The following is a 23,916-nucleotide window of genomic DNA, read 5'->3' as shown; positions in this document are numbered from 1 at the left end:
CTCACTCCGCTGCCGTCAATCGGGTGGATCCGCGCATCGCCTGACCGTAGACATCGAGCATCCCGTCGCGCTGGGCTTCGACGGTGAAGGATCGCGCCCGCAAACGGGCCTGCCGACCAAGCTCTGCGCGAAGCCGCGCATCCTGCGTCAAGTCGTTGACCGCGCTCGCCAATGCCTCCGCATCGTGCGGATCGAAGAACCGGGCGACGCCGTCCCAGAGCTCCCGATAGGTGCCGATATCGGCGAGCACCAACGCCGCCCCGACGCCGGCCGCCTCGAGGGGAGCCAGGCCGAACGGTTCGTAGACCGACGGCGAGACGACAATCGCGGCGCTCGACGTCAGCGCCATCGCCCGCTCGTGGCTGAGCTCGCCCCTGTGATCGGCCTGCGCAATGTGGAGGTGCTGGCCGTTCGGCCCGTTGCACGCGCCCGCCATGATCACCGGCCAGCGGATCAACGCGGCAGCCCTGTCCAGCACCGCGCCGTTCTTGCCCTCGTCCCACCAGCGCCCCGCGGCAAAGACGAGATTCTCCTTGGGGGGCGTCGCCGCCTGGTCGGCGCTGGCGTTGTAGACCACGGCAAGATTGTCGATCGGCCCATAGCAGCGCTCAAGTGCGGCCGCGTGGCTTCGGCTCGGCGCCAGAACCACGCCGGCACGATCGAAACCCAGCCGATTGCGCCGCTTCTGCCAGAACCACCGCTCCGGCAAGCCGCCGGCGCGCACGGCCTCGAACCAGGTGACGACGCATGAGTGGGAGACCGCGACGACAGGCTTTTCCATGTCAAGACCGACCGCCTGTGACGGCAGGTTCAGATGCATGAGATCGACCGAGTGCCGGAGCGACAGTTCGCCAAGACCATCCGCGACGGCTGTCAATTCGCTTTCGTCGTCGACCATCCAATCGAGGGGGGCAACGAGCCATTCGAGCCGGCCGATGCGGGCGGCTTCTCGACGCTGCGCCTCGGACGGCGCGGGACCGAAGCCAGCGAAGACCGTTTCGACGCCCGCCTTGCGGAGGACTTCGGCAAGATCCATCGCATAGCGCCAGATGCCGCCGACCGCATCGACGCTCATCAGGATGCGCCGCGGCAGCCGTCCGTCATGGGCGGAGGGGTGCGGGGCGGATATGGCGCGGGCGATCATGCGGTGATCCTCCGCGGCCGGCGCTGAAAAGGAGCCTTGTTGACGTCCGCCCAATCCTGCAGAAGCCAGGCATGCAGGTCGCGCAAGCCGGCACGCCAGCCGGTGCGGGCTCTCCAGCCGAGCGCGTCCATGAGCGCGCGCGTGTCGGCGACGAAGTACAGCTGGTCGCCGGCACGCCAGTCGCTCTTCACCCTCCTCACCCGGCGCGCCGTCACGCGTTCGATTTCGTGCAGTACCTCGGCGACGCTCACCGCATTGCCAGGGCCGCCTCCGAGATTGAAGGCGCGTCCGGCAAGGCGGTCGATCGACGCCAGGAGCGCCCTGTAGGCGGCCACCGCGTCGCTGACATGGAGAATATCGCGGACCTGCTTGCCGTCGCCATAGATCGAGATCGGCTCACCCGCGAGGGCGCGAATGAGGAAATGCGCGACCCATCCCTGATCCTCCGTGCCGAACTGGCGCGGACCATAGACGCAGCTCATCCGGAGCACGGCCGTAGCAAGCCCGAAGGACTTGGCATAGTCGAGCACGTACTGATCCGCGACGCCTTTCGAGCAGCCATAGGGCGTGCAGAAATCGAGCGGCTGCGCCTCTCCGACGCCATATCTGCGCGTTACGGCATCGGCCGGGAGGTAGCGATCGCCAGCCTCGTCCATCTCCAGACCCGTCAGCGCGCCATAGACCTTGTTCGTGCTGGCGAAGATCACGGGCGCGCGGCGCCCGGCACGTCTGGCCGCTTCGAGGACGTTCAGCGTACCGCGCGCGTTGGTTTCGAAGTCGTCGACCGGCTGCAGAAGGCTGGTCGTCACCGCCGTCTGCGCCGCGAAATGGAAGATCGCCTTTGCCTCCTTGAAGACCGGCTCGATTGCGGAGAGGTCGCGGATGTCGGCAATTTCCGCCTGGACGGCACTGCCATGGTTTTCGACCAGCCACTCCAGGTTCCGCTCGACGCCCGGGCGGCTCAGATTGTCGAGGACGATCACCTTCTCACCGTCGCGTAGGAAGCTGTCGGCGAGATTGCAGCCGAGGAACCCGCTGCCGCCCACGACGAGAATTGCCGCCGTTTTCCCGGAAAGAGCGGGCGCCGGCACGCCCTCATGCCTGTCAATCGGCCTGGCGCTCATCGAACGAGCCCCCGCGTTTCCAGATGCCGCTTCATTTCGGCGCCGCGGTCGATGGCGCCGACGCTGAGCACCCAGTGCGCGAAGTCCTCAAGCGAGTGTTCGAGCCTGTGTGCTGGATGGAATCCGAGCAGGTCGCGGGCCTTGGAGATATCGGCGAAGCAATTGCGGATATCGCCGGAGCGGGCCTTGTTCATGATCTCGGGCTCGAGTTCAGGCACACCCATTGCTTCCGCCAGCAGCGAAGCGACATCTGCGATGGCGTAGGCGTGACCACTGCCCACATTGATGACGTGCCCCGCCGCCTGCGGTTGCTCGAGCGCCTGCCGGAAGGCGCGCGCCACGTCGCCGACGTGAACGAAATCGCGCCGCTGCCTGCCGTCCTCGAACACCATCGGCGCTTGCCCATTGGCAAGCCGGGACGCGAAATTCGCAAGCACGCCGGTATAGGGATTGGAAAGCGCCTGCCCTGCTCCGAACACGTTGAAGAGACGGAGCGCTACCGCTTCCCTGCCGTAGGCTTCGCCGAAGATCAACACCTGACGCTCCTGGGCGTACTTCGTCAGAGCGTAGATGGAAGCGAGGTCGACCGGCTTGTGCTCGTCCGTGGCAACGGGCCTGAGGCTCTCTCCGTTCGGACCGAGCGGATCCCATGATCCGGCCTGGACATGGGCAGGCGAGCGTCTCGCACTTGGCATGCGCTCGCCCGCCGTCGTCTCGTAAAGACCTTCGCCATAGACGCTCATCGACGATGCGACGACAATGCGGCGGACTGGGCTCTCGATCATCGCCTCGAGCAGCACGGCCGTCCCGAGATCGTTGACGCCCACATAGCGGGCGATCTCGTACATCGACTGGCCGACACCCACCTCTGCGGCGAGATGGACGACGCAGTCGATCTCCGCCAGCGCATCCTTGACCGCATTTGCATCGCGAATGTCGCCCCGACGCATGTCGACGTTCCGCGGCAACGTGATCTGCGCGTCCGCATGGACCTGCTCGTTGAACGAGTCCAGCACGCGCAGCTCGTAATTCCTTAAGACAAGTTCCTCGACCACGTGCCGCCCAATGAATCCACAGCCGCCGGTGACAAGTACCTTTGTCATAAACGCTCCCGACTATGACCAATCAGAGATAGAGACAAAGCTCCAACAAACGTCTGCAGCAAAGGTTCCTTCATCTATGACTTCTTCTTTGAACATCTACATAGCTGATGATTGAGCTGCTGCTCGCCCACGCACGCCCAAGCTACAAACCTCGCTCTCCGCATGAGGTTCCATGACAATCGCCCGGCAGGAACAAAACCCCGAACATGAAGTTATGGGCTCCAGGCGGCCGAGCGTCATTTTTCCAGCCGCCGCGGCGAGGGCATGACGGGGGATTCTCTTTCGCTCGATATCCCCGCTTCGCGCCGAGCCGCCGGCATGTTCCATGTCAAGCAGCGGGAGGCAGGCATGAATATCAGGGCACAGTCGAGGACAGGCACCATGTCGGCGGCGATCGTTACCGGGCCGGGCGAACTGCGCGTCGATACATTGCCGCTGCCCGAGCCGGGTCCCGGACAGGTGCGGATCAAGCTGCAAGGCTGCGGCGTCTGCGCCTCCAACCTCGTACCCTGGGCAGGCCCGGAATGGATGCGGTTCCCGACCGAACCCGGCGGGCTCGGCCACGAGGGCTGGGGGATCATCGATGCTGTGGGCGAAGATGTGCATGGATTCGCGGCGGGCGACCGCGTTGCGGCGCTCACCTATCACGCCTATGCGACGCACGACATTGCGGATCAGGCCGCCATCGCCCCCCTGCCCGCCGCACTCGCGAACGAGCCGTTCCCCGGGGAGCCGCTCGGCTGCGCCTTCAACATCTTCCGGCGCAGCGCCATCGGGCCCGGCGAAACCGTGGCGATCATCGGCATCGGCTTTCTCGGCATCCTTTTGACGCAGCTTGCGAGCGCGGCCGGCGCACGGGTCATCGCCATATCGCGCAGGCCTTCCTCGCTCGCTGCGGCAAAAAGCGCCGGCGCGAACGAAACGATCGCCATGGATGATCATTGGCAGATCATCGACAGGGTGAAGCGACTGACCTCCGGCGCGTTCTGCGATTGCGTCATCGAGGCGGTCGGCAAGCAGTGGCCTCTCGACCTTGCCGGCGAACTGACCAAGGAGCGCGGCCGGCTCGTCATTGCGGGTTATCACCAGGACGGCCCGCGCCAGGTGAACATGCAGCTCTGGAACTGGCGCGGCCTCGACGTGATCAACGCGCATGAGCGCGATCCGGCGATCTACATGCGCGGCATCCGTGAGGCGATCGAGGCGACGGCCGCCGGGCGCCTGTCGCCGTCACCGCTCTATACGCACAGGTTCCGGCTCGAAGAGCTCGGCGCGGCACTGGATATGACGCGCGATCGTCCCGAAGGCTTCATCAAGGCACTGGTGATCTACGATGAGTGACGCGACCCCGCTTGCAACGAACCTGAACGCCGCCAGCCGCCCACGCGTCGGCTTCCTCGGAGTGGGGCGGATCGGCCTGCACCGCATGCGGGCGATCGTCGAGACCGGCGCCGTCGAAACGGCTGCGATATTCGACCCCACACCGGAAATGGCGGCGGCGGCGCGCGAGCTGACGCCCGAGGCCGCAGTCGTCAATTCGCTTGAAGCGCTGCTCGACGAGGAACTCGACGGCATCGTCATCGCCTCTCCAAGCGCACTCCACGCCGCGCAATCGATCGTGGCCCTGGAACAAGGCCTGGCGGTCTTTTGCCAGAAGCCGCTCGGCCGCACGCGGGACGAGACGGTAGCGGTCGTCGAGGCGGCGCAGCACGCCGACAGGCTGCTGGGAGTCGATCTCTCCTATCGTTACACGGCCGGGATGCAGCGGATACGTGATCTGATCACGTCGGGAGAACTGGGCACAGTTTTCGCGGTCGATCTCACCTTTCACAACGCCTATGGGCCGAGCAAGCCGTGGTTCTACGACAAGGCGCTTTCCGGCGGCGGCTGCGTCATCGATCTCGGCGTACACCTGGTAGACCTCCTCCTCTGGGTGCTCGGATTCCCGAAGGTGGCTCGGGTTGAAAGCAGGCTGTTTTACAAGGGTGTTCCCATCCGCCGCGACGGCGATGTCGTCGAGGACTATGCCGCCGCGACGCTCGAACTGGCAAACGGGGTGGTCGCCCGCGTCGCCTGCTCATGGCACCTGCAGGCGGGATGCGACGCGGTGATCAGCGCGGACTTCTACGGCACCGAGGGCGGCGCCAGCTTCAGGAATGTCGACGGATCCTATCTCGACTTTACGGCCGAACGGTATCGCGGGACGCAGCGGGAGGTTCTCGCGCTTCCCCCGGACGCCTGGGGCGGGCGCGCCGCGGCCCGCTGGGCGGAGCGCCTTGCCGCAGGCGAGCGCTTCGATCCGGAGAATGATCGCTTCGTCACCGTCGCCGATGTCCTCGACAGGATTTACGGAAGATAACGGCGACGGCCTCACCGGCACATTGATCCGGCGTACCCTTCGATGCGCCGGAGCAAGAGGTTCGCATAGCGTGCCGCGACCGCGTCCAGCCTCGGGACCTCGTCCGAGCCGGCGCCAGTCTTGGCGGAGGTCCAGAGCCCGAGCTGGAAGGCCAGGTAGCAAAGCTCGAAGATCTCCTGCAGTTCCGCGTCGACGGCACGCGAGCTGCCGTCGGATACAATGCCTTGGAGAGCAGCCCCTTCCTCTGGCGTGAGGTCGAACTCGACGACGGCGCCCGCGACATCCCAGGCGACATCCTGAGAACCGACAAGGTCGTGGGCGGCACAGTGATCGAGTGCGTCGGCCTTGAGGAAGCCGCGCTCGCCGGCCAGCCACTCCCATCGGTGAAGGCGGTTGTCGGTATCGACGGGCATGATCGGAAAATCGTGCTGCAAAGCCTTGGACAGCAGTGGCCGCAGCTGGGCCGCAACGGATTCGCCAAGCGCTTCTCCCGTATTGGTAATGGCCATTTCGCACAGCGTTGCCATTGAGGCGCCGTGGGTCGCCGGCGGCGGCAGACGGCGAGCCCGAAATGCCAAGTACCGTCCGAGATGTTCCCTGAAATCCGCCCGGTGAACGTCGCTTCGCCCAGGTTGAGTCGCCGCTACCCACTTCTGGACCAGGAAACCATGGCACAGCCCGGCAACGGGTGGCGTGAACCCGGCCTCCGCCAACAGGCGTGCCTTTTCGAGCTTGCGCTGCCCGACGTCGCCGATACCCGCGAATTTCACGAGCCATGGACCATCGGCCGTGTGCGCCAGGAATTTTCGCCGCTCGAACCTGGGATCGGCGGGCGGCCAGGATTCGTGACTGCGCGGAAGCATGCTCCGCCAGCCTCCGCCGGAAATCTCCTGGAGTGGCCGCGATAGGGGCCCGACAAGCTCGCTCACCCAGGCGGCGAGCGAGCGCGGCGATGGACCCGCTGCAACGACAAGCTCATCCAGCTCGACGACCTGGCGGGGGCGCGCTGCCCAGCGTTTGCGGTGATCCTGGCTGGCTTCTGGTCCCAGGTCACCACTGTGGCCGGGAAAGAAGTGGATTCGGCTTTCGCTGACGCCATTCGCCTCCAGCCAATCCGCCACGCCTCCGAAGGAGCTGCCGGAAAGGCCCGGCCCCTCGTCGACGATCGCGAAATCGGCCGTCCTGTCCTTGAGAAGCCGTTGCGAAAGCTGCGGGCCGACGTGGATTTTTCTCCGGAATGGATGGCCGACCGGCCGCACCGTGACCGGCGCGCCCGCCCCGATCGCAGCGGCAACCGCCGCCGAAAGGCTGGCGCCGATCGAGCGAATGCCGATCACCACGGTGTTCGCACCCAGCCCCGAGCGCCTTGCCGCTTCGATGTAGCTTTCGGGATAGAGCGCGTAGAAGGCATAGCCCTCCCCTTCCTTGATCGACAGCGGCAATGGCGCCCGAAGCTCCTGGAGCAGCGGCCAAACACGATCTGGCGGAGCCAGGCGACCGGAGAACCCCCGAGACCAGGATTCGGCGACGAGCCGCGCCAGATCGAGGAGCAGAACGCCAGACTTTTCGCGCCTTGCCGACAGCTCGTCCGCCCCGACGGTCTCGAGCTCGAAATCCGACAGCCCCTGCACCAGCTCGCCCGCCTTGATGAAGATGCCGACCAGCGCGGCGTGCCGTTCGAGGCCGGGTGGCCGGACTTCGAGCGCCCGCAACCGCGCGGCAATCGTCTCGCACAGAATGTCGGCCCGCACGCTGCGCGTCGGGTCACCGTAGATCAGCATCGCTCCGCCCATCGCTCTTCATTCGCGTTGAACGCGCAGCACCTCATTTCGATCCGCGGGATGCGTGCGCAACCGAGAAAGGGAACCATTCCTCGGCGCGCGGGTTTGGCGAGCATTGTAGATGCATTGCGGGAGTGCGGAGATGCGATCGAAATCCATTCGAATCGGTCTGGTCGGAATCGGTAATTGCGCCTCCTCGCTCGTCCAGGGGCTGACTTTCTATCGCGACGCCAGGGAAGACGAACCCGTGCCGGGACTGATGCATGTCAGTCTCGGCGGCTACCATATAAGCGATATCGAAGTGTCCGCCGCCTTCGACGTTGCCGCTTCGAAGGTCGGCCGCGACGTTGCCGAAGCGATCTATGCTCCTCCGAACAACACCTTCCGTTTCGCAGATGTCGCATCGACCGGGGTCACAGTCGAGCGCGGCAGAACGCTCGACGGGATCGGCCGATACCTGCGAGAGGAAATCGAAGAATCGGAGGCCCCCGCCGTCGATGTCGCCGATGTGCTGCGGCAAAGCGAAACGGATGTGCTGGTCTCCTATCTCCCGGTCGGTTCGGAAGTGGCGACGCGATGGTATGCAGAGCAGGCGCTTGCCGCCGGCTGCGGTTTCGTCAACTGCATCCCCGTTTTCATCGCCTCGGACCGGTCCTGGCAGAGGAAATTCGCCGAGCGCGGCCTGCCGCTGATCGGCGACGACATCAAGAGCCAGGTCGGCGCCACCATCGTCCATCGGCTGCTCGCCACTCTCTTCCGCGACCGCGGCGTCCGGATCGACCGGACCTATCAGCTCAACTTCGGCGGCAATACCGACTTCCTCAACATGCTCGAACGGGAGCGGCTGGAATCGAAGAAGATCTCGAAGACGCAGTCGGTCGTCAGCCAAATGGACATGCCCCTTGCTCCCGGAGACATCCATGTCGGGCCGAGCGACCACGTGCCCTGGCTCGCCGACCGCAAGTTCGCCTACATTCGCGTTGAGGGGACCACCTTCGGCAGCGTTCCGCTCAATATCGAACTGAAGCTGGAGGTCTGGGATTCGCCGAATTCCGCCGGTGTGGTCATCGACGCGGTGCGATGTGCCAAGCTCGGCATGGACCGCGGCCTCGGCGGTCCGCTGATCGCCCCATCGAGCTACTTCATGAAATCACCGCCCCGGCAATTCACCGATGCCGAGGCGCGCACCCGGCTCGAAGAATTCATCGCGGGCGATACCGACGCACTCCGGGGAGCGGCCGAGTGACGACCACTTTCCTTCTGGTGCGGCACGCCGCCCATGACAAGATCGGCAATTTTCTGGCGGGGCGAACGGGAGACGTTCCGCTCGGGCCGGCCGGCCTGGAACAGGCCAAGCGTCTGGCGGCGCGTCTCGCCCGCGAGGACATCGGCGCGATCTATGCCAGCCCGCGCAAGCGCACCCGGGAGACGGCCGCGGCGATCGCCAATGCATCCGAAATCTCGGAGGTCGAAACGGCCGAAGCGCTCGACGAGGTCGACTTCGGCACCTGGTCCGGCAAGAGCTTCGAAGTCCTGAACACCGACCCGCTTTGGCGGCAGTGGAATTGCACGAGAAGCCAGGTTCGCGCCCCCGGCGGCGAAACGATGCTGGAGGTTCAATCGCGCGTCCTGGCGCTCGTCGAGACGCTCGGCCGGCGGAAGGGTGACCGAAAGATCGTCCTTGTCAGTCATGCCGACGTCATCAAGTCCCTGGTCTGCCATGTGCTCGGCCTTTCGGCGGACGCCTGGCCCCGCTTCGAGATTGCTCCCGCCTCCATCTCCGTCGTCGTGATGGGCGACTGGGGGGCGAAGATACTGACATTGAACGAAGACCCGTCGTGAGCGCGCCGGGCATCACGATGGCGCGGTTCGTAGAAACTCGCCGGTTCCCGGCGGTTCGGAGGTACTGATGATCGAAGCCGCAATGATCTGGAACGAGCCGAACAACAAGTCGCATTGGGATCCGGAAATCGATCCGGATTGGAGTTGCTTTGCCAATATGGCGAAACTCGCCGCAGATGCGATCCAGGATGTGAACCCCCGTCTTACAAGGGTGCTCGGCGGCATTTCGCCGATCGACCCCGGCTTCCTTGACCTTATGAAGACTTACGGCGTGCTCGATCACGTCGACGCCGTGGCCGCCCACGGATTCCCGCTCGACTGGAACCTCTGGCAGATCCACGAATGGCCGCAGAAGATCGAGGAGCTGCGCAGCGTGACCGATCTGCCGATCTGGATAAGCGAGGTCGGCGTGTCGACTTTCGGGGCCGAGGAGGTTCAGCTTTGGGGGCTGAAAAGAACCGCCGAACTGCTCAAGGGCAGGGTCGATCGGATACAATGGTACAGCCTCTACGACCTGCCGCGCGCCTGGCCGGCGACCACCCGGCACAGGGAGGCGGAGGGCTCCTCCTATTACCGGCATTTCTACATGGGCCTTCTGCGGGAGGACGGCGCGCCGAAGCTGGCGCTCGAGGAATTTGCCCGGCACACGCCGGAAATCGGGCTCGTGCAATGGTTCCATTTCGAGGACCCGCGGCTTGACGATGCCGTCCGATGGATGAAGCGCCTCGGGGTCACCTATCTGCGCACCGGCCTCTCCTGGGCCGACCGCTTCCGGCCCGGCGCCCTGGCATGGTTCGACCGCCAGATGCAGGCGCTCGAGGATTTCGACGTCACCGTCACCTTCTGCTTCACCCCGGAACACAGGGGCCTCGCCCCGCACCATACGAGCGCGCCGACCGTGCCGGAAGAGTTTGCCGCGTTCTGTGCCGAGATGACCGAGCGCTATGCACCTCGCGCGCCGTCGGTCGGCGCCCGACATCAGTCTCCGGTGTCAGTCCGCCCGGCGATGCGATCGATGAGTTTTCCAACCCAGCCCCGCGAATAGGTGAGGCCCTGGTAAAGGGCGAGCATCGTCGAAGCCCAGCTTGTATAGAGGCGTGGCATGTGCAGCGCTCTGGCAAGCCAGAAAACGCGATGGCTCCAAGCGCTGATCGAACTGCGCAGCCAGTAGACCAGCATGCGGCGCGCCGGCAGGCCGCTCCGTTTCGGAGCGACGCGCTTGTTCGGCCCTATGCCGGAACGCAGCCAAGAGAGGCGGAAGGCGAGCCCCTCGCGTCGTTGCCTGAATCCGGCCGCTTGGGTTCGCACTACGAAATCGCCGTCGATCTCGCTGAGGTCCAGCCGTCCTTCGTCTGCGGCATCAACGACGAGCCGTTGCAGCAGAGGAGAGCGAACGACGACGACATTCGTGCCCCGGCCATCGGATGAGTAGGGCTCGACCCAGGCGTCGCCGAAGGAAATGTCGGCCGTCTCGGCGACCACGTCATCGCAGAAGTTGCAGGCCGAGTTCTGAAAGTAACCGGCACCCCAGTCGCCGTCGACGAGATGCCACCAGTCCTTGCTCCTCGAACTCCCGTCCTTGAGCCGCAGCTGGGCGGTGTACCAGTTTGCCGGCCGGCCGGCATCCTTTAGCCGATAATCGACACCCGCAACCTCTCCCATTCCTGCCTCCAACTGCCAGGCGAAGCTCTCGACGAAGCGAGCGCTTTTCATGTGCCCGCAAAAGAGACCGAGGGTGAAGGCAATGCGTTCGCGCAGGACCGGTTCCTGCCGGCGAAGGAGATGTACGGCTTTGACGAAACAGGGAATGCCGACCACCGCGTAACGCCCGGGGCGGCGCCTGATTTCGTCGATGATCGCGGACATCTCGACCGGATAGTAACGCGATTTGGCGCCACTGCGCACGTCTTCCACCGTTCGCGAAATCCTGTAGCGGAAGAGAGGTTGGCGATCGTCCTCGCCGTCAGAGCGGGGTACCACATGAGCGACCCCGTCGACCATGTTCCTTGCCAGGAGCTCGACGGCCGTCCAGCTCGCCATGCCGCCGGAGCTGCCGTCCGCCCGAAAGCTCGCCTCGCGGACATGGCCGACATAAGCCGTCTCGAAGTGCCCGATCATCGGATCACGGTACCTGGCTGACGGGAACCGCTCGCGGGCGATTTCGTCCTCGTTCCGGGCGTGCGGGGAGAAGGGGCAGAGCTCAGCGAAGTTTGGCAAGCCTTTGTCCGTCGACCGGCCGGGGATGCTCGGCTTGAACTGGCCATAGCGGTCGAGCCGCATGGTTGCATTGCTGCCGCCTGACCGCGCTACGCAGGCTCCGCAGCCGATGCACAAGCCGGACTTCCCGATCTGTCTCGGCGTGAGCCTGGGATCGTCAGGCGGGACTTTCGGCAGATCAGTCAAGGACATGATCCAAATAGGCCTGTGAGCGGAGGCGATGCTGCGCCAGCCGGGTTCCGATGGCCGCGTCCGGTGCGTCGTCCAGAACGGCCTCATAGTCCTGCTCGCCCGCCTCCTTCGAGATGACATGGCGTTCTGCGCCCAAGAGTTCAGTCAGGTCATAAATCTTGTTCCAGCGGTAATCCGACAAGACGCACGCAAAAGGCTTGGAGTTGAGCAAGGAGAAAACGCAGCCGTGGAAGAAATTCGTCACCACCGCCGCGGCTCCGGCAATGAAGCCGGCGAAATCGTATGGCCCGGCATCGATCCACTGTTCATCGGCCCAATCGTTTCGATAACCGATACTGACAAGCCTGACCGCCCGTGATTGCGCCCAGCGGCGAACCGAGTCCTTGAACCAGTTCGGAAACGAGTGGCCATAAACGGCGGCGTAGCGGCGCGGGAGCACCTTTCTCGAAACCTGCTGGTAAGGCGCGATTGCCTCGGGAAACTGGAGGCAGGGGTCGAGGACAAGCGTCGCCTCGCGTCCAAGCGCATTCTCGACAATTGTCTTCGAGTTCTCGTCCCGCACGGAAATGCTCTCGAATTTCCGCAGTCCCTCCGCCCAAAAGCCGTCGAGCCCGTTTGCAGCGGGATGGTTCCCGAATGTCGCGGCATAGGAGACGACCCGCCGCGCGGCGAGGCTGTCGCCGTAGAACAGCCGGCATCCGCCATACCAGGGATGACGCAGGTTCCAGACCTCGTCGCTGCCGACGATGACCAGATCGCAGTTCTCGCTGCCCGTCGGATCATGCAGCGCAAAGGCTGTGCTGAGTGGAAGCGCTTCGATGGCCTTGAAGAACTTTCTGATCTTCGTGGCGTAGAGCCGAGAGTCCGCGCACGAGGTCCTGACCGGCAGCAGGGGCTGCAAGGCGCAGCGCCATTCGGCCCGGCTGACACGATCCGAACTGTGGTTGAGGACGATCGGATCCGTGCCGCGACAACGCAGCCCGTCGATCAAGCACCGTGTCTGCCAGAACGAGCCGTAATTGATGCAGCGGTGGAATGTCAGGACACCCAGTTTCGCCAATGGTCGATCCTCTGCGCATCTAACCGGGCGCAGAAAGGTAGGTTCCCGCGAAGGCTTCAGGTGGATGCGCATGACCTTCGTCGCAAACTGCCGGGATGAGCGGCCACGACCGTGCGACTCTTCCAGCCCGATCCAGAGCTTTCGGCAGCCGCCGCGGACCTCGGCGGCGGAGCAAGGCCGCGGGTCTCAAAACAATCACGGTCCGTCGCTCACGAAGATGATCCGGCGGGTCCGGGCTGATCGTCATTCGTGTCCGCCATGACGCAAAGAGAGATGCGAGCCGATCGCTCTTCGCCGGGTTCCAGAAGGGCGAGTCCGGCCCCGGCGCGCGATTGCGGCGGAAATCCAAAGACCCCGGCGACATGGGACACGGGCTCGAGGCAGATGTAATCCGGCATCCGGTGGGCGACGAGATGCGGCAGCGCACGATCCGCGACGAGCGTGATCCTCGCACCGCCATTCAGCACGGCGGCCGCCTGGCTCCATTCCGAAAGATGCTCGGTGAAGGTTTCGCCCGGAAGCGGCTTCTCACCATCACGCGCCTCGGGCGGCACGCCGCTCGGGATGCCGACGGCATCGAGCGGCCAGCGTTTTGCCGCATCACAAGAGACCCGTTTCCCAAGGGCAGCGGCGAAATACGGGTGCCAGCCGAAGCCGCCGGGCATCGGTTCCCGACCGGTATTGCTCAGGCTGAGCACGACCTCGAGCCCGTGCGGCTGCAAATGGAAAGATTGCAGGGCACGGAAGTCGAACGGCCAATCCTCATCCGCCCGGTAGTCCAGGCCCAGAACCAGCCGATCGCTCCCGTGGCCGACCACCTCCCACGGCCGCCGGTGCGCAGGGCCATGGACGGCGTCCGTGCCGAGCGCCGGATGCGGCCTTACCGCACGCCGCCGACCGTCGTGGACAAAGGCAGCCCCGATCAATCGGTTGTGATAGGGGAATAGTGGGTAAGCGCCGGCTTTCGGCCAGTAGAGCGGATCGAAGCTCGCCTCCGGCGTTGGAACGAGAATGTCGCCGGTCGTCTCGTGACGAAGACGGGTCATGCGCCCGCCATTCTGCGGAGCGAAGCGGGCCCAAAGCGGCCCGCACTCCATTTCCAGCGTTTCACGCGAAGGCATAGGAACCGTCGGGTCTTTTCGGCACGCGCCGCTGCCAGTGGACGTAACCGTCCTCACGCATCGCCTTTTCATCCATCTCGACGCCCCAGCCGGGACGGTCCGGCCGAAGCTCCAGGTAGCCGTCCTTTGGCAGATAGGGATCGACGACGTAGCGCGTCTCGTCCTCGCGCTGTTCCAGGTCGGTGCCGCCATAGACATAGCACTGGCCCTTCGGCAGCCGGTATTCGAGGATCCGGAAGTTCTGCTGCGCCGCGGCGAAGTGGACATTGACGGCCGTTGCCAGCGGTCCCATCGGATTGTGCGGGGCGACGCCGACGAAGAAGGCCTCGGCAAGCGTGGCGATGCGGCGCATTTCCGAGATGCCGCCGACGACGCAGATGTCGGGCTGGATGAGGTCCGCGCCCTTCACCTGCAACAGCCGCAGGAACTCGTTGCGATGATAGAGCGATTCGCCGGTCGCCAGGATGCAATCGAGCCCCTGCTTCAGATCGCCCCACATCTCGATGTTCTCGGGACGAAGCGGTTCCTCGTAGAACAGCGGATCATAGGGCGCCAGGGCGTTGCCGAGCTGGCGAGCGGCAGCGGGCTCGAAGATCTTGGCATGCGCGTCGAAGGCGATCTCGTAATCCGGACGAACGGCTTCCCTGAGAGAGCGGAAATACTCCGCCGAGCTCCTGACGACCTCGCCCCAGCGATTGGCATGGATGTCGATCCGCCAGGGGCTGAGCTTGAAGGCCTTGAAGCCCCATACCTCGTTCAGCCGGTCGAATTCCTCCTTGGCCGCCGGGGCGTCCGGTGCCGTATAGACGCCGGCATAGACTTTCACGCGGTCGCGCACTTCGCCGCCGAGAAGCTTGTAGACCGGAACGCCCGCCGCCTTGGCCGCCAGGTCCCACAGGCAATGGTCGAGCGCCGAGATGGCTGAAAGGCCGAGGGCGCCGGGCGGGAAGCGGCTCTGCTGGATCAAAAGGTTGTACAGGTATTCGACGCGCGTCGGATCCTGGCCGGAAAGGAAGCCATAGAGGTAGTCGAGGAGCGGCGGCAGCGCCTTGTCGGGCCCATGATTGTAGCACTCGCCCCAGCCGGTCAGGCCGTCGTCGGTGTCGAGCGCCACGATGACACGCGGCCTGTCCTTGTCGCGGGTGACGAAGACCCGCATGCGATCGATCTTCATGCCACGTCCTCAAGGATTGAAATAGCTGCGGCGCGACAGGCGGGTCTGCACATAAAGGCGCTCCCCATAGGTGCCCGGATTGTAGGACTTGGCGCTTTCCTGCACCGGCACGGAGACATTGCCTTCGCTCGGGAAGCGCACCACGAATTCCTCGTCGATGTCGCAGCCGAGGCCCGGCGCGTCCGGGACGGCAATCGAGCCGCCTTCCTGCACCGGGTGCGGCACGATGGTGTGGCGGCGTCCTTCCCAGTCGTCGTCGATGCGCTCGAGGATCAGCGCATTCGGGATCGACGCCAGCACATGCAGCGCCGCATATTCGGCAACCGGCCCGAGCGAGCCGGAATGCGGCGCCATCTGGATGTGATGCGCTTCGGCCATCGCCGCGATCTTCTTCATCTGGGTGATGCCGCCGGCCCGGCCCGTATCGGGCTGGATGACGTCGACCAGCTCTTCCTCGATCAGTTGCCGCTCGCCGAAGATCGTCGCGGTCCGCTCGCCGGAGGCAAGCGGGATATGGGCGGCGTCGCGGATGCGGCGGTAGCCTTCGATATTGTCCGGGGCGATCGGATCCTCGACCCAGAGCAGCTCGTAGGGCTCCAGCGCCCTGACCAGCCGGCAGGCGTCGGCAGGCGTCATCCACGGCGGGCCATGCAGGTCGATCGCGATGTCCATCTCGTCGCCGACCGTCTCGCGCAGCATCGCCACCTTGCGGACCGGATCGGAGACGCCGCCGCATTTGATCGTCTTGATGCCGCGCTCCTTGACGGCAAGCGCCCGCTCGGCGGTGTTGGCATGCGAATAGATCGGAATGCGGTCGCGCAGCTTGCCGCCGAGCAGCATCCAGACCGGCACGCCGAGCGCCTTGCCCTTGATGTCCCAGAGCGCCATGTCGATGCCGGTCATGGCCCCTGCCCCCACGGTGCCGAGCATGCCATGGCCCATCATGGCGATCTGCATCTTCTGCCAGAGCTTTTCGATATGCGCCGGGTCCTCGCCGATCAGCAGCGGCGCGATATCCTTGATCGCCGTCTCGATCACCCGCGGCCAGCCGGAGCATTCGCCGATACCGGTGATCCCCTCGTCCGTCTCGATCTTCAGGAACAGCCAGTTGCGCGTGCCCTCCAGCTTGTGCTGCGTCACATGGCTGGCATGCCCGTCCGAGGCCCATTTCGACGGGTCCGGCTGGCCCGCATGCATCAGGAAGGTACGGATGCCTGTGATCTTCATCTGACGACACTTTCATTCTTGAGGGTGGGTTCGATGTAACGGAATCGCCTCGAGCGATCGCGGTCACGCGGATCGGGGCGCGGGATCGCGGAAAGGAGAGCCTGCGTATAGGGATGGTCCGGTTGATTGCAGACCTTCTCGGCATCGCCGACCTCGACCAGCCGGCCCCGATACATGACGCCGACACGATCGCACATGTAGCGGATCACGCCGATGTCGTGGCTGATGAAGATGTAGGCGAGGCCAAGCTCGTCCTGCAGCCGCATCAGAAGGTCGAGCACCTGGAAGCGCACGGAAACGTCCAAGGCCGAGGTCGCCTCGTCGGCGACGATGATGCGCGGGTTGAGCGTGATCGCCCGGGCAATGCCGATGCGCTGGCGCTGGCCGCCCGAGAATGCGTGCGGGTAGCGTTCCCGCCCCGCCGGATCGAGGCCAACCTGCTCCATCAGGTGGCAGACCCGCTCCTCCAGTTCCTTGCCCTTGGCGATGCCGTTGACGAGCAGCGGCTCGCCGATCACCTGCGCCACGGTCATGCGCGGGTTGAGCGAGCCGAACGGGTCCTGGAAGACCATGCGCAGCTCGCGCCGGGCGGATTTGAGGTCCCGGCCGCTGATCCTGGCAAGGTCCACCACCGTCCCGTCGGACCTGCGGTAAAGCATCTCGCCCGCCGTCGGGTCGTAGAGCCGCATGACGGAGCGGCCCATGGTCGTCTTGCCCGAGCCGCTTTCGCCGACGATGCCGAGCGTCTCGCCGGGAAGCAGCGAGATCGATACCTGGTCGAGAGCCTTGAGCTCGCCGAACTGCATCGAGAGATCGCGAATCTCAAGAATGGGCGCCGCTTTCGCGTCGAGCGGCGGCCGAGCCAGCCGTATCTCCGCCTTCTGCTCGAGCTTCAGCACCGAGCCGATCAGCATCCGCGTATAGGGGTCCTTCGGGGCGTGGAAGATCTCCTCGGCGGTCCCGTATTCCTTGGCGACGCCGTGATGCATGACGAGCACGTCGTCGGCGATCTGCGCCACCACGCCCATGTCGTGGGTGATGAAGAGCACCGCCATGCCGGTGGCCTTCTGGAGCCGCGCAATGAGATCGAGGATTTCCGCCTGTGTGGTCACGTCGAGCGCCGTCGTCGGCTCGTCGGCGATCAGCAGCTTCGGCTTGCAGGCGAGCGCCATGGCGATCATGGCGCGCTGGCGCATGCCGCCGGAATATTGAAAGGCGTAGCGGTCGATCGCCTTCTCGGGGTCGGGGATTTCCACTTGCCTCAACAGGCTGATCGCCTCGGCGCGGGCTTGCGCCTTGGTCATGCTCATGTGCAGCCTGAGCGCCTCGGTGATCTGGTCGCCGACAGTGTGGACGGGCGAGAGCGAGGACATCGGCTCCTGGAAGATCATCGCGATATCGCGGCCGCGCACGGCGCGGATCGCCCGCCCCCGGGGGTCGAGTTTCGCGAGATCAATGGACGAGCCGCCGGGCTCGTTGAGCAGGATCGAGCCCGCGGCGATACGGCCGGGGGCATCGACGATCTGCAGGATCGAGCGGGCGGTCACCGACTTGCCGGAGCCGCTCTCGCCGACCACGCAGAGCGTCTTGCCCGCTTCGATGGAGAAGGAGAGGTCCTTGACGGCGCGGAACACGCCCGTGCGCAACGGGAATTCGGTTGTGAGATTGCGCACTTCGAGCAGAGGCTTGCGGCCGGCGATGGGAAGCACATCGGTCATCGTCGGCCTCATTTGTTGTAGGGATCGGCGGCATCGCGCAGGCCGTCGCCAAGCAGGTTCAGCGCCATCACCGCGATGACGACGGCCGCGCCCGGCATGAACAGCCAGGGAGCGGTCGCAATGGAGCGGATGTTCTGCGCTTCGCGCAGCAACACGCCCCAGGAGATCGTCGGCGGTTGCAGCCCGAGCCCCAGGAAGGAGAGCGAGGTTTCGGCGAGGATCATTGCGGGGACGGCGAGCGTCACCGAGGCGATGATATGGCTGGAGAAGCTCGGCAGCATGTGCCGGAAGATGATGCGGCCCTCCGAGACGCCGTCGAGACGCGCCGCGGCGACGAACTCCTCGGTGCGCAGCGACAGGAAGCGGCCGCGCACCACGCGGGCGAGCTGCGCCCAGCCGGTGAAGGACAGGATGATGGTGATCATCATGTATTGCAGCGTCGCCGGCCACCCCTGCGGCAGGGCTGCCGCGAGCGCCAGCCAGATCGGAATCGTCGGCAGCGACAGCACGAAGTCGATGACGCGCTGCATGACGAAGTCGATGCGCCCGCCGTAATAGCCGGAGATGCCGCCGAGCACGATCCCGAGCAGGAGCGAGATGAACACGCCGACGAGACCTATCGATAGCGATATCTGCGCGCCCTGGACGACACGGCTGTAGACATCGCGGCCGAGCCGGTCCGCGCCGAAGAGGAAGAGCGGCCGCGATTTATCCGCCGAGGCAAAGAGATGGATGTTTGTCCTGAAAAGGCCGAGGACCGAATATTCGTAGCCGCGTCCGAACAGGACGACCGGCATCTTCTGGCTGGTATCCTCCTTGTAGATCGCCGCCAGTGTGTCCGGGTCGCGCGTGAGCTTCAGCGGGTAGTAATGGAGCCCTATCGAAAAACCGTCCGAGGTATCGATCAGGTGCAGCCCCTGCGGCGGGTGAAAGGTCGCGCGGGCATTCTGCAATGTCGGGTCGTTGATCGCGAAGAAGCCTGGAACGAGTGCAACCACATACATTGCGACGGTGACGACCAAGGCAACCATGGCAAGGCGATGGCGGCGGAAGGCCCACCAGATGAGCTGCCACTGCGAGGCGACGGCGGCGCGATCCGGCTGGACATTGGTGACGGCGATATCGGTCATGGAAGCGCCCTCTATTCGAGACGAATGCGGGGATCGATCAGCGCCAGCAGGATGTCGCTGATGAGCGATCCGATGAGCGTCAGGGCGCAGATCAGGAGCACGAAGGCGCCGGCGAGATACATGTCCTGCGCCATCAGCGACTGCAGCAGCAAGGGCGCGGCGGTCGGCAGGTTGAGCACGATCGCCACCACCACCGAGCCCGATATCAGGTTCGGCAGCAGCCAGGCGATCGTCGAGATGAACGGGTTGAGCGCGATGCGCATCGGATATTTCGTCAGCAGGCGAAACTCCGACAGTCCCTTGGCCCGCGCCGTCGTGACATAGGGCTTCGGCAGTTCGTCGAGCATGTTGGCGCGCATCACCCGGATGAGGCTTGCGGTCGAGGAGACCGCCAGGATGGCGACCGGCAGCCACAGATGGGTGAGGAGGTCGAGCATCTTCGCGATGCTCCACGGCGCCGTTTCGAACTCCGAGGAGAACAGCCCGCCGACATCCTGGCCGAACTCCACGGCAGCGACATACATCAGCACCAGGGCAAGCAGGAACGAGGGCACGGACAGGCCGAAAAAGGTGAAGGCAGTGAAGAAATAATCGCCGATCGAGTATTTGCGGACTGCCGAGAAAACACCGATCGGCAGCGCAATCGCCCAGGTGGCAAGCAGACTGGCCACGGCCAGCAGCAATGTCAGTGCCATGCGCTCCCAGATCAGTCCGGAAACCGGCTGCTGCCATTCGAAGGAGATGCCGAAGTCGCCACGGGTGAGAATGCCCCAGATCCACTTGAAATATTGCACCAGCATCGGGTCATCGAGGCCGAACCGCTCGCGCAGCTGGGCGGCCGTGTTCTGGTCGACGATCTCGTTGGAGGCGGCGAGCGTGGCGATATAGGTGGTGACGTAGTCGCCCGGAGGCAGCTGGATGAGAACGAAAGAAAGAAAGCTGACGGCGAACAGCGATGGGATCATCCAGAGCAGGCGTTTGACGATGAACTTCAGCATGGAAATGTCTCGCGGCTGTCCAGGCGGGGGCCGGCTCCCCCATCCCTGGTTTGAGATGAGACGCCGCCGCGCGAGCGGCGGCGTCGCGAAACGATCAGCTGGTGAAGGTGAACTGCTGCGGCAGGGCGGGTCCCGGGTTCGGCCAGCTCCAGCTGTCCGGCTGCTTCTCCGGCACGTTGCGCAGGTTGTTGCGGATGATGCCGAAGCCGCCGACCGCCAGGCACACGCCGATGGTCTCGAACTCTTCGGCGGTGATGTCGAACAGCTGCTTCATGATCTCGCCGCGCTTGGCGAGGTCGGCGGTCGAACGGGCCTCGTCGAAGAGCTTGAAGCGCTGTTTCTGGCTTTCCGGCGGTTCCTCGCCCTTCTCGCCGTTCGAGGTGTACCAGAGCGTCCACGGGATCGCGTAGCGGGAACCCTGCGGGTGGAAGGCGAAGAAGTCGCGCGGGTCGAGCATCGGATCGAGCCCGCCGGAGCCCGGCCAGACCGCCGCGTCATGGGCGTTGTCGTCGCCGCGCGTGTAGTAGAGCGCGCGCTCGATCGTGTTGACCTTGACGTCGATGCCGATCTGCGCCCATTGCGCCTTCACCAGTTCCAACGTGTCGACGAGGTCGGGATAGAGCGTCGGAATGACGTCGATCGCGAAGAAGACGCGCTGGCCGTCCGGGCGCTTGCGGATGCCGTCGGCATCCTTCTTGTCGTAGCCCGCCTTGTCCAGCATGGCGTTCGCCTTGTCCGGATCGAACTCGGTGAACTGCCGGGCGAGCTTTTCGTGATACCAGGGGTGGCCCGGCCGGGGCCCCGTCTGAAAGAGCTCGCTCTGGCCGAAATAGACGATGTCGATGATCTCCTGCCGGTTGAGCCCCAGCGACAGCGCCTGACGGAAGGACTTGTCGGCGAACATCTTCCGCATCGCCGGATCCTTGTGGGTCATGTTCAGATAGATCTGGCATTGCTGGGCCGCCGAGGGCACCAGCGTCAGCAGGCGGTAGTCGCCCTTCTCCATGTTCTGCGACAGCGTCGGCTTGTTCGCCAGGACGCTGATATGGCGCTCCTGGATGTCGATCTTGCCGGAGATGACGTTCAGCATCAGCGACTCGACGTCCTGCGAGATGCCGAAGTTGATTTCATCCACATAGGGAAGCTGGTTGCCCTCGGTGTCGACCTGCCAGAAATAGGGATTGCGGGTCATGACGACGCGGGTCGCCCCGCCGGAATAGGGCTCCTTGACGACCCAGGGATCGAGCGTCGGCTTGTCCACATTCCCCCACCTCGAAGGAATTTCGATGTCGCCGCACTTGGCGCGGAAGAGTTCCGTCCAGCTGGTCACGCCCGCCGCCTTGACGTCCGCCTCGAGATTCGGATTGTACTTCGGCAGGAACTTGCTGCAGTAGTGTTTCGGGAACAGCGTCGGATGCTGGCCAAGCGGCGTCGCGAGGTTCTCCAGATAAAGCGCGTTTGCCGCGGCGAAGGTGAATTTCACCGTATGGTCATCGATCTTCTCGACCACCACCGGCTTGCCGGCCACCGTCAACTGGGCGGGCGTCGCGCTGTAGAGCTCGCTGTTCTTGACGCAATCCTCGATCGCGAAGACCACGTCTTCGGCCGTAAACGGGTGCCCATCGGACCAACGCACGCCGGGAATGAGGTGGAAGGTGAACTGCGTGCCGTCGGCGCTGACCTCCCAGCTCTCTGCGAGATTGGGAAGGACTTCGGTGAAGTCCATGTTCCAGCGCACGAGGCCCTGGTTGCCGACCATGCGCAGAATGCCGTTGTGATCGGACGAGCCGCGCAGGCCGCGGCGCAAGGTGCCACCATAGGCACCGGTCTTCTCGAAGGGCTTGACCACCATCGGCTTCGGAGGAATTCGCTCTGCAAGCGGCGGCAGCTTGCCGTCCTTGACAAGCGCTGCGAGTTGCGGCGCCTCCTTCCCGGTTGCGGCCGCTGCCCGGCGCGCGACTGCGGAAAGTGCCACGGCCGCCCCCAGACCTGCCAATACGGTTCGGCGCGTCACGCCGCGCGATGGTTTCTGTCCATCATGCATCTGATGTCTCCTCCCTAGGATCAGTCGCACCGGAGGCCGGCCGCTTAAGGCCGGGATTCCGGAGCCGGCCCCTCCACTGGCCAGCAGCGTGACGATAACGCGTTTTCAGATAATTACAAGAATTGACAGATTTTTACATCTTGGGTAAGCCTGACCTCGATTGGAATGACAGCCGGGAGGGACAGATGCAGTTTTCCGAGGCGACCCGCGAGAAGCTCAAGACGGTATCGACCGCGACCCTGACGACGGTGCTCATGAAACGAGGCCTGCGGAATGTCTTCATTCGCGGCATCCACAAGATCAATCCCGCTGCGCCGCGTCTGGTCGGGCCGGCCTTTACGCTGCGCTACATCCCGGCGCGCGAGGATCTCGATCATGTCGGCGCCTTCAACGACCGTGGCCATCCGCAGCGGCGAGCCGTTGAAGAGTGCCCGGAAGGGCACGTGCTGGTGATGGACAGCCGCAAGGATGCAAGTGCCGCTTCGGCCGGCGGAATTCTGGTGACCCGCCTGTGGATGCGGGGCGTCGCAGGGGTGGTGACCGACGGCGGTTTCCGCGACACGCCGGACATTGCCAAGCTCCCCTTCCCGGCCTATCACTCGGCGCCGTCCGCTCCCACCAACCTGATCCGCCACCATGCGCTCGATATCAATCAGCCGATCGGTTGCGGCGACGTGCCGGTCTATCCGGGCGATGTCATCGTCGGCGACGACGAGGGTGTGGTCGTGATCCCATCGGCGATTGCCGACGAGGTCGCGAACGAGGCATTCGAGCAGACCGTTTTCGAGGATTTCGTCGAGGAGCGGGTGAAGGAGGGCCGCGGCATATTCGGGCTCTATCCTCCGGGGCCTGAAGCGCAGGCGGAATTCCTCCGCTGGAGGCAGGAAAAGAGGCGCTGATGAATCCCGGGCACGCCCTGGCGGCCGATAGAAGCGAACCGCGTTTCAGCGACATCATCTACGAGAAGATCGTCGGCATGATCGCCGATGGACGCTTCCCGGTGAATGAGCGGCTGCCGTCGGAACAGAACCTGGCTCTCATGCTCGGGGCATCCCGGCCGGTCGTGCGCGAGGCGCTGGAACGGCTGCGCGCCGACAATCTCATCGTGTCGCGGAAGGGGTCGGGCTCCTATGTGCGGCAGCGTCCGGATTCCTCGGTGCTGAAGCAGGTTCCGGTCGGATCGCTTGCGGACGTGCAGCGCTTCTTCGAATTCCGGGCCGGGCTCGAAGCGGAGGCGGCCGAGCTTGCCGCCCGCAACTGGCAGCCCGCCGACAAGGCGCGCATCAGCGCCGCCCTCGAGGCGCTGGAACGATGCCTGGTGCTCGGGGAACTGGGCGCCGACGAGGATCAGGCGCTGCACGAAGCGATCGCGATCGCGACCGGCAACCAGTTTCACGTCATTGTCCGGGAATGGTTCCGACCGCATTTCGCGATCGGCATGTCGGTCACCCGCAGCCTGAGCCTCAAGCGCACCCCGGCGCATGTGCGCGAGGTCCAGGACGAGCACGCGGCGATCGTCGAGGCGATTTTCGCTCGGGCCGAGACCGAGGCGCATGACGCCATGAAACGGCATATCCTGAATGCGCGGGCGCGCATGTTCCAGGGCGTGGGGACCGAGACGCCGCGACCCGGCGAGCAAGGACCCAGGGACGGAGGGACCTGACCGCGCGGACGGGTTGGAC

20 protein-coding genes are annotated in these 23,916 nt (G+C 64.7%); 7 read left to right on the top strand and 13 right to left on the bottom strand.

Features of this window, described 5'->3' with window-relative positions; genetic code table 11:
• Position 1: 1 nt before the first annotated feature.
• Genes AU381_RS22320 through AU381_RS22310 form a run of 3 tightly spaced genes read right to left on the bottom strand, consistent with a single transcriptional unit; the run spans position 2 to position 3,371 of the window.
• Positions 2–1,144 (bottom strand): glycosyltransferase family 4 protein, encoded by a 1,143-nt coding sequence (locus AU381_RS22320; protein WP_064243897.1) that lies wholly within the window; start codon positions 1,142–1,144, stop codon positions 2–4.
• Positions 1,141–2,268, bottom strand: a complete 1,128-nt coding sequence (locus AU381_RS22315) for an NAD-dependent epimerase/dehydratase family protein (RefSeq protein ID WP_064243896.1) — start codon at positions 2,266–2,268, stop codon at positions 1,141–1,143. Before AU381_RS22315 ends, AU381_RS22320 begins: the two co-directional genes overlap by 4 nt.
• A complete protein-coding gene (locus AU381_RS22310) occupies positions 2,265–3,371 on the bottom strand; it encodes an NAD-dependent epimerase/dehydratase family protein (protein ID WP_064243895.1) in 1,107 nt (368 codons plus the stop codon). Before AU381_RS22310 ends, AU381_RS22315 begins: the two co-directional genes overlap by 4 nt.
• Before the next feature lie 348 nt (positions 3,372–3,719).
• Between AU381_RS22310 and AU381_RS22305 the strand changes: the two genes are divergently transcribed.
• Positions 3,720–4,712, top strand: a complete 993-nt coding sequence (locus AU381_RS22305; protein WP_064244197.1) for an MDR/zinc-dependent alcohol dehydrogenase-like family protein — start codon at positions 3,720–3,722, stop codon at positions 4,710–4,712.
• The gene (locus AU381_RS22300; RefSeq protein ID WP_064243894.1) at positions 4,705–5,730 is read left to right on the top strand and encodes a Gfo/Idh/MocA family protein; all 1,026 of its coding nucleotides are present in this window, start codon (positions 4,705–4,707) and stop codon (positions 5,728–5,730) included. The genes AU381_RS22305 and AU381_RS22300 overlap by 8 nt, the downstream gene beginning before the upstream one ends.
• A gap of 11 nt (positions 5,731–5,741) precedes the next feature.
• On the opposite strand, the gene AU381_RS22295 is transcribed toward AU381_RS22300, so the two are convergent.
• A complete protein-coding gene (locus tag AU381_RS22295; protein WP_064244196.1) occupies positions 5,742–7,511 on the bottom strand; it encodes a hypothetical protein in 1,770 nt (589 codons plus the stop codon).
• Between the two features lie 142 nt (positions 7,512–7,653).
• On the opposite strand from AU381_RS22295, the gene AU381_RS22290 reads away from it, so the two are divergent.
• The 3 genes from AU381_RS22290 (at position 7,654) to AU381_RS22280 (ending at position 10,398) form a co-directional block, all read left to right on the top strand.
• A complete protein-coding gene (locus tag AU381_RS22290; protein ID WP_064243893.1) occupies positions 7,654–8,757 on the top strand; it encodes an inositol-3-phosphate synthase in 1,104 nt (367 codons plus the stop codon).
• The gene (locus AU381_RS22285) at positions 8,754–9,353 is read left to right on the top strand and encodes a histidine phosphatase family protein (protein ID WP_064243892.1); all 600 of its coding nucleotides are present in this window, start codon (positions 8,754–8,756) and stop codon (positions 9,351–9,353) included. The genes AU381_RS22290 and AU381_RS22285 overlap by 4 nt, the downstream gene beginning before the upstream one ends.
• A 67-nt stretch (positions 9,354–9,420) precedes the next feature.
• On the top strand, positions 9,421–10,398 hold the full coding sequence (locus AU381_RS22280) for a glycoside hydrolase 5 family protein (protein WP_064243891.1): 978 nt from the start codon (positions 9,421–9,423) through the stop codon (positions 10,396–10,398).
• On the opposite strand, the gene AU381_RS22275 is transcribed toward AU381_RS22280, so the two are convergent.
• The 9 genes from AU381_RS22275 to AU381_RS22235 all read right to left on the bottom strand — a co-directional run bounded on the left by AU381_RS22275 (position 10,332) and on the right by AU381_RS22235 (position 22,234).
• Positions 10,332–11,762, bottom strand: coding sequence for a Coenzyme F420 hydrogenase/dehydrogenase, beta subunit C-terminal domain (locus AU381_RS22275; RefSeq protein WP_064243890.1), 1,431 nt, complete (start codon positions 11,760–11,762; stop codon positions 10,332–10,334). The genes AU381_RS22280 and AU381_RS22275 overlap by 67 nt on opposite strands.
• On the bottom strand, positions 11,749–12,822 hold the full coding sequence (locus AU381_RS22270; protein WP_064243889.1) for a polysaccharide pyruvyl transferase family protein: 1,074 nt from the start codon (positions 12,820–12,822) through the stop codon (positions 11,749–11,751). Before AU381_RS22270 ends, AU381_RS22275 begins: the two co-directional genes overlap by 14 nt.
• 209 nt (positions 12,823–13,031) lie before the next feature.
• Positions 13,032–13,868: an aldose epimerase family protein gene (locus AU381_RS22265; protein ID WP_244520108.1), complete on the bottom strand. Its 837-nt coding sequence runs from the start codon at positions 13,866–13,868 to the stop codon at positions 13,032–13,034.
• Between the two features lie 61 nt (positions 13,869–13,929).
• The gene (locus AU381_RS22260) at positions 13,930–15,117 is read right to left on the bottom strand and encodes a galactarate dehydratase (protein ID WP_064243887.1); all 1,188 of its coding nucleotides are present in this window, start codon (positions 15,115–15,117) and stop codon (positions 13,930–13,932) included.
• Between the two features lie 9 nt (positions 15,118–15,126).
• Complete coding sequence (locus AU381_RS22255; RefSeq protein WP_064243886.1) at positions 15,127–16,344, bottom strand: mandelate racemase/muconate lactonizing enzyme family protein; 1,218 nt, start codon at positions 16,342–16,344, stop codon at positions 15,127–15,129.
• The gene (locus AU381_RS22250) at positions 16,341–18,062 is read right to left on the bottom strand and encodes an ABC transporter ATP-binding protein (protein ID WP_064244195.1); all 1,722 of its coding nucleotides are present in this window, start codon (positions 18,060–18,062) and stop codon (positions 16,341–16,343) included. Before AU381_RS22250 ends, AU381_RS22255 begins: the two co-directional genes overlap by 4 nt.
• 8 nt (positions 18,063–18,070) lie before the next feature.
• Positions 18,071–19,192: an ABC transporter permease gene (locus AU381_RS22245; protein ID WP_064243885.1), complete on the bottom strand. Its 1,122-nt coding sequence runs from the start codon at positions 19,190–19,192 to the stop codon at positions 18,071–18,073.
• A gap of 11 nt (positions 19,193–19,203) precedes the next feature.
• Positions 19,204–20,190: an ABC transporter permease gene (locus tag AU381_RS22240; protein WP_064243884.1), complete on the bottom strand. Its 987-nt coding sequence runs from the start codon at positions 20,188–20,190 to the stop codon at positions 19,204–19,206.
• 94 nt (positions 20,191–20,284) lie between these two features.
• Complete coding sequence (locus tag AU381_RS22235; RefSeq protein ID WP_064243883.1) at positions 20,285–22,234, bottom strand: ABC transporter substrate-binding protein; 1,950 nt, start codon at positions 22,232–22,234, stop codon at positions 20,285–20,287.
• 185 nt (positions 22,235–22,419) lie between these two features.
• Between AU381_RS22235 and AU381_RS22230 the strand changes: the two genes are divergently transcribed.
• The gene (locus AU381_RS22230) at positions 22,420–23,133 is read left to right on the top strand and encodes a ribonuclease activity regulator RraA (protein ID WP_064243882.1); all 714 of its coding nucleotides are present in this window, start codon (positions 22,420–22,422) and stop codon (positions 23,131–23,133) included.
• Entirely contained in the window at positions 23,133–23,897 is a 765-nt protein-coding gene (locus AU381_RS22225) for a FadR/GntR family transcriptional regulator (RefSeq protein ID WP_064243881.1), read from the top strand. The genes AU381_RS22230 and AU381_RS22225 overlap by 1 nt, the downstream gene beginning before the upstream one ends.
• Positions 23,898–23,916 lie beyond the last annotated feature (19 nt).

Source organism: Sinorhizobium glycinis, from assembly GCF_001651865.1.
In the GTDB taxonomy this organism is placed as follows: Bacteria; Pseudomonadota; Alphaproteobacteria; order Rhizobiales; family Rhizobiaceae; genus Sinorhizobium; species Sinorhizobium glycinis.
The sequence above is the reverse complement of the archived record's forward strand: the minus strand, read 5'-3'. Positions and strand labels throughout refer to the sequence as shown.

Coding starts and splice junctions, on each gene's coding strand:
- AU381_RS22320 (WP_064243897.1), bottom strand. CDS start 1,144: ATGATCGCCCGCGCCATATCCGCCCCGCACCCCTCCGCCCATGACGGA.
- AU381_RS22315 (WP_064243896.1), bottom strand. CDS start 2,268: ATGAGCGCCAGGCCGATTGACAGGCATGAGGGCGTGCCGGCGCCCGCT.
- AU381_RS22310 (WP_064243895.1), bottom strand. CDS start 3,371: ATGACAAAGGTACTTGTCACCGGCGGCTGTGGATTCATTGGGCGGCAC.
- AU381_RS22305 (WP_064244197.1), top strand. CDS start 3,720: ATGAATATCAGGGCACAGTCGAGGACAGGCACCATGTCGGCGGCGATC.
- AU381_RS22300 (WP_064243894.1), top strand. CDS start 4,705: ATGAGTGACGCGACCCCGCTTGCAACGAACCTGAACGCCGCCAGCCGC.
- AU381_RS22295 (WP_064244196.1), bottom strand. CDS start 7,511: ATGCTGATCTACGGTGACCCGACGCGCAGCGTGCGGGCCGACATTCTG.
- AU381_RS22290 (WP_064243893.1), top strand. CDS start 7,654: ATGCGATCGAAATCCATTCGAATCGGTCTGGTCGGAATCGGTAATTGC.
- AU381_RS22280 (WP_064243891.1), top strand. CDS start 9,421: ATGATCGAAGCCGCAATGATCTGGAACGAGCCGAACAACAAGTCGCAT.
- AU381_RS22275 (WP_064243890.1), bottom strand. CDS start 11,762: ATGTCCTTGACTGATCTGCCGAAAGTCCCGCCTGACGATCCCAGGCTC.
- AU381_RS22265 (WP_244520108.1), bottom strand. CDS start 13,868: ATGACCCGTCTTCGTCACGAGACGACCGGCGACATTCTCGTTCCAACG.
- AU381_RS22260 (WP_064243887.1), bottom strand. CDS start 15,117: ATGAAGATCGATCGCATGCGGGTCTTCGTCACCCGCGACAAGGACAGG.
- AU381_RS22255 (WP_064243886.1), bottom strand. CDS start 16,344: ATGAAGATCACAGGCATCCGTACCTTCCTGATGCATGCGGGCCAGCCG.
- AU381_RS22250 (WP_064244195.1), bottom strand. CDS start 18,062: ATGACCGATGTGCTTCCCATCGCCGGCCGCAAGCCTCTGCTCGAAGTG.
- AU381_RS22245 (WP_064243885.1), bottom strand. CDS start 19,192: ATGACCGATATCGCCGTCACCAATGTCCAGCCGGATCGCGCCGCCGTC.
- AU381_RS22240 (WP_064243884.1), bottom strand. CDS start 20,190: ATGCTGAAGTTCATCGTCAAACGCCTGCTCTGGATGATCCCATCGCTG.
- AU381_RS22235 (WP_064243883.1), bottom strand. CDS start 22,234: ATGCATGATGGACAGAAACCATCGCGCGGCGTGACGCGCCGAACCGTA.
- AU381_RS22230 (WP_064243882.1), top strand. CDS start 22,420: ATGCAGTTTTCCGAGGCGACCCGCGAGAAGCTCAAGACGGTATCGACC.
- AU381_RS22225 (WP_064243881.1), top strand. CDS start 23,133: ATGAATCCCGGGCACGCCCTGGCGGCCGATAGAAGCGAACCGCGTTTC.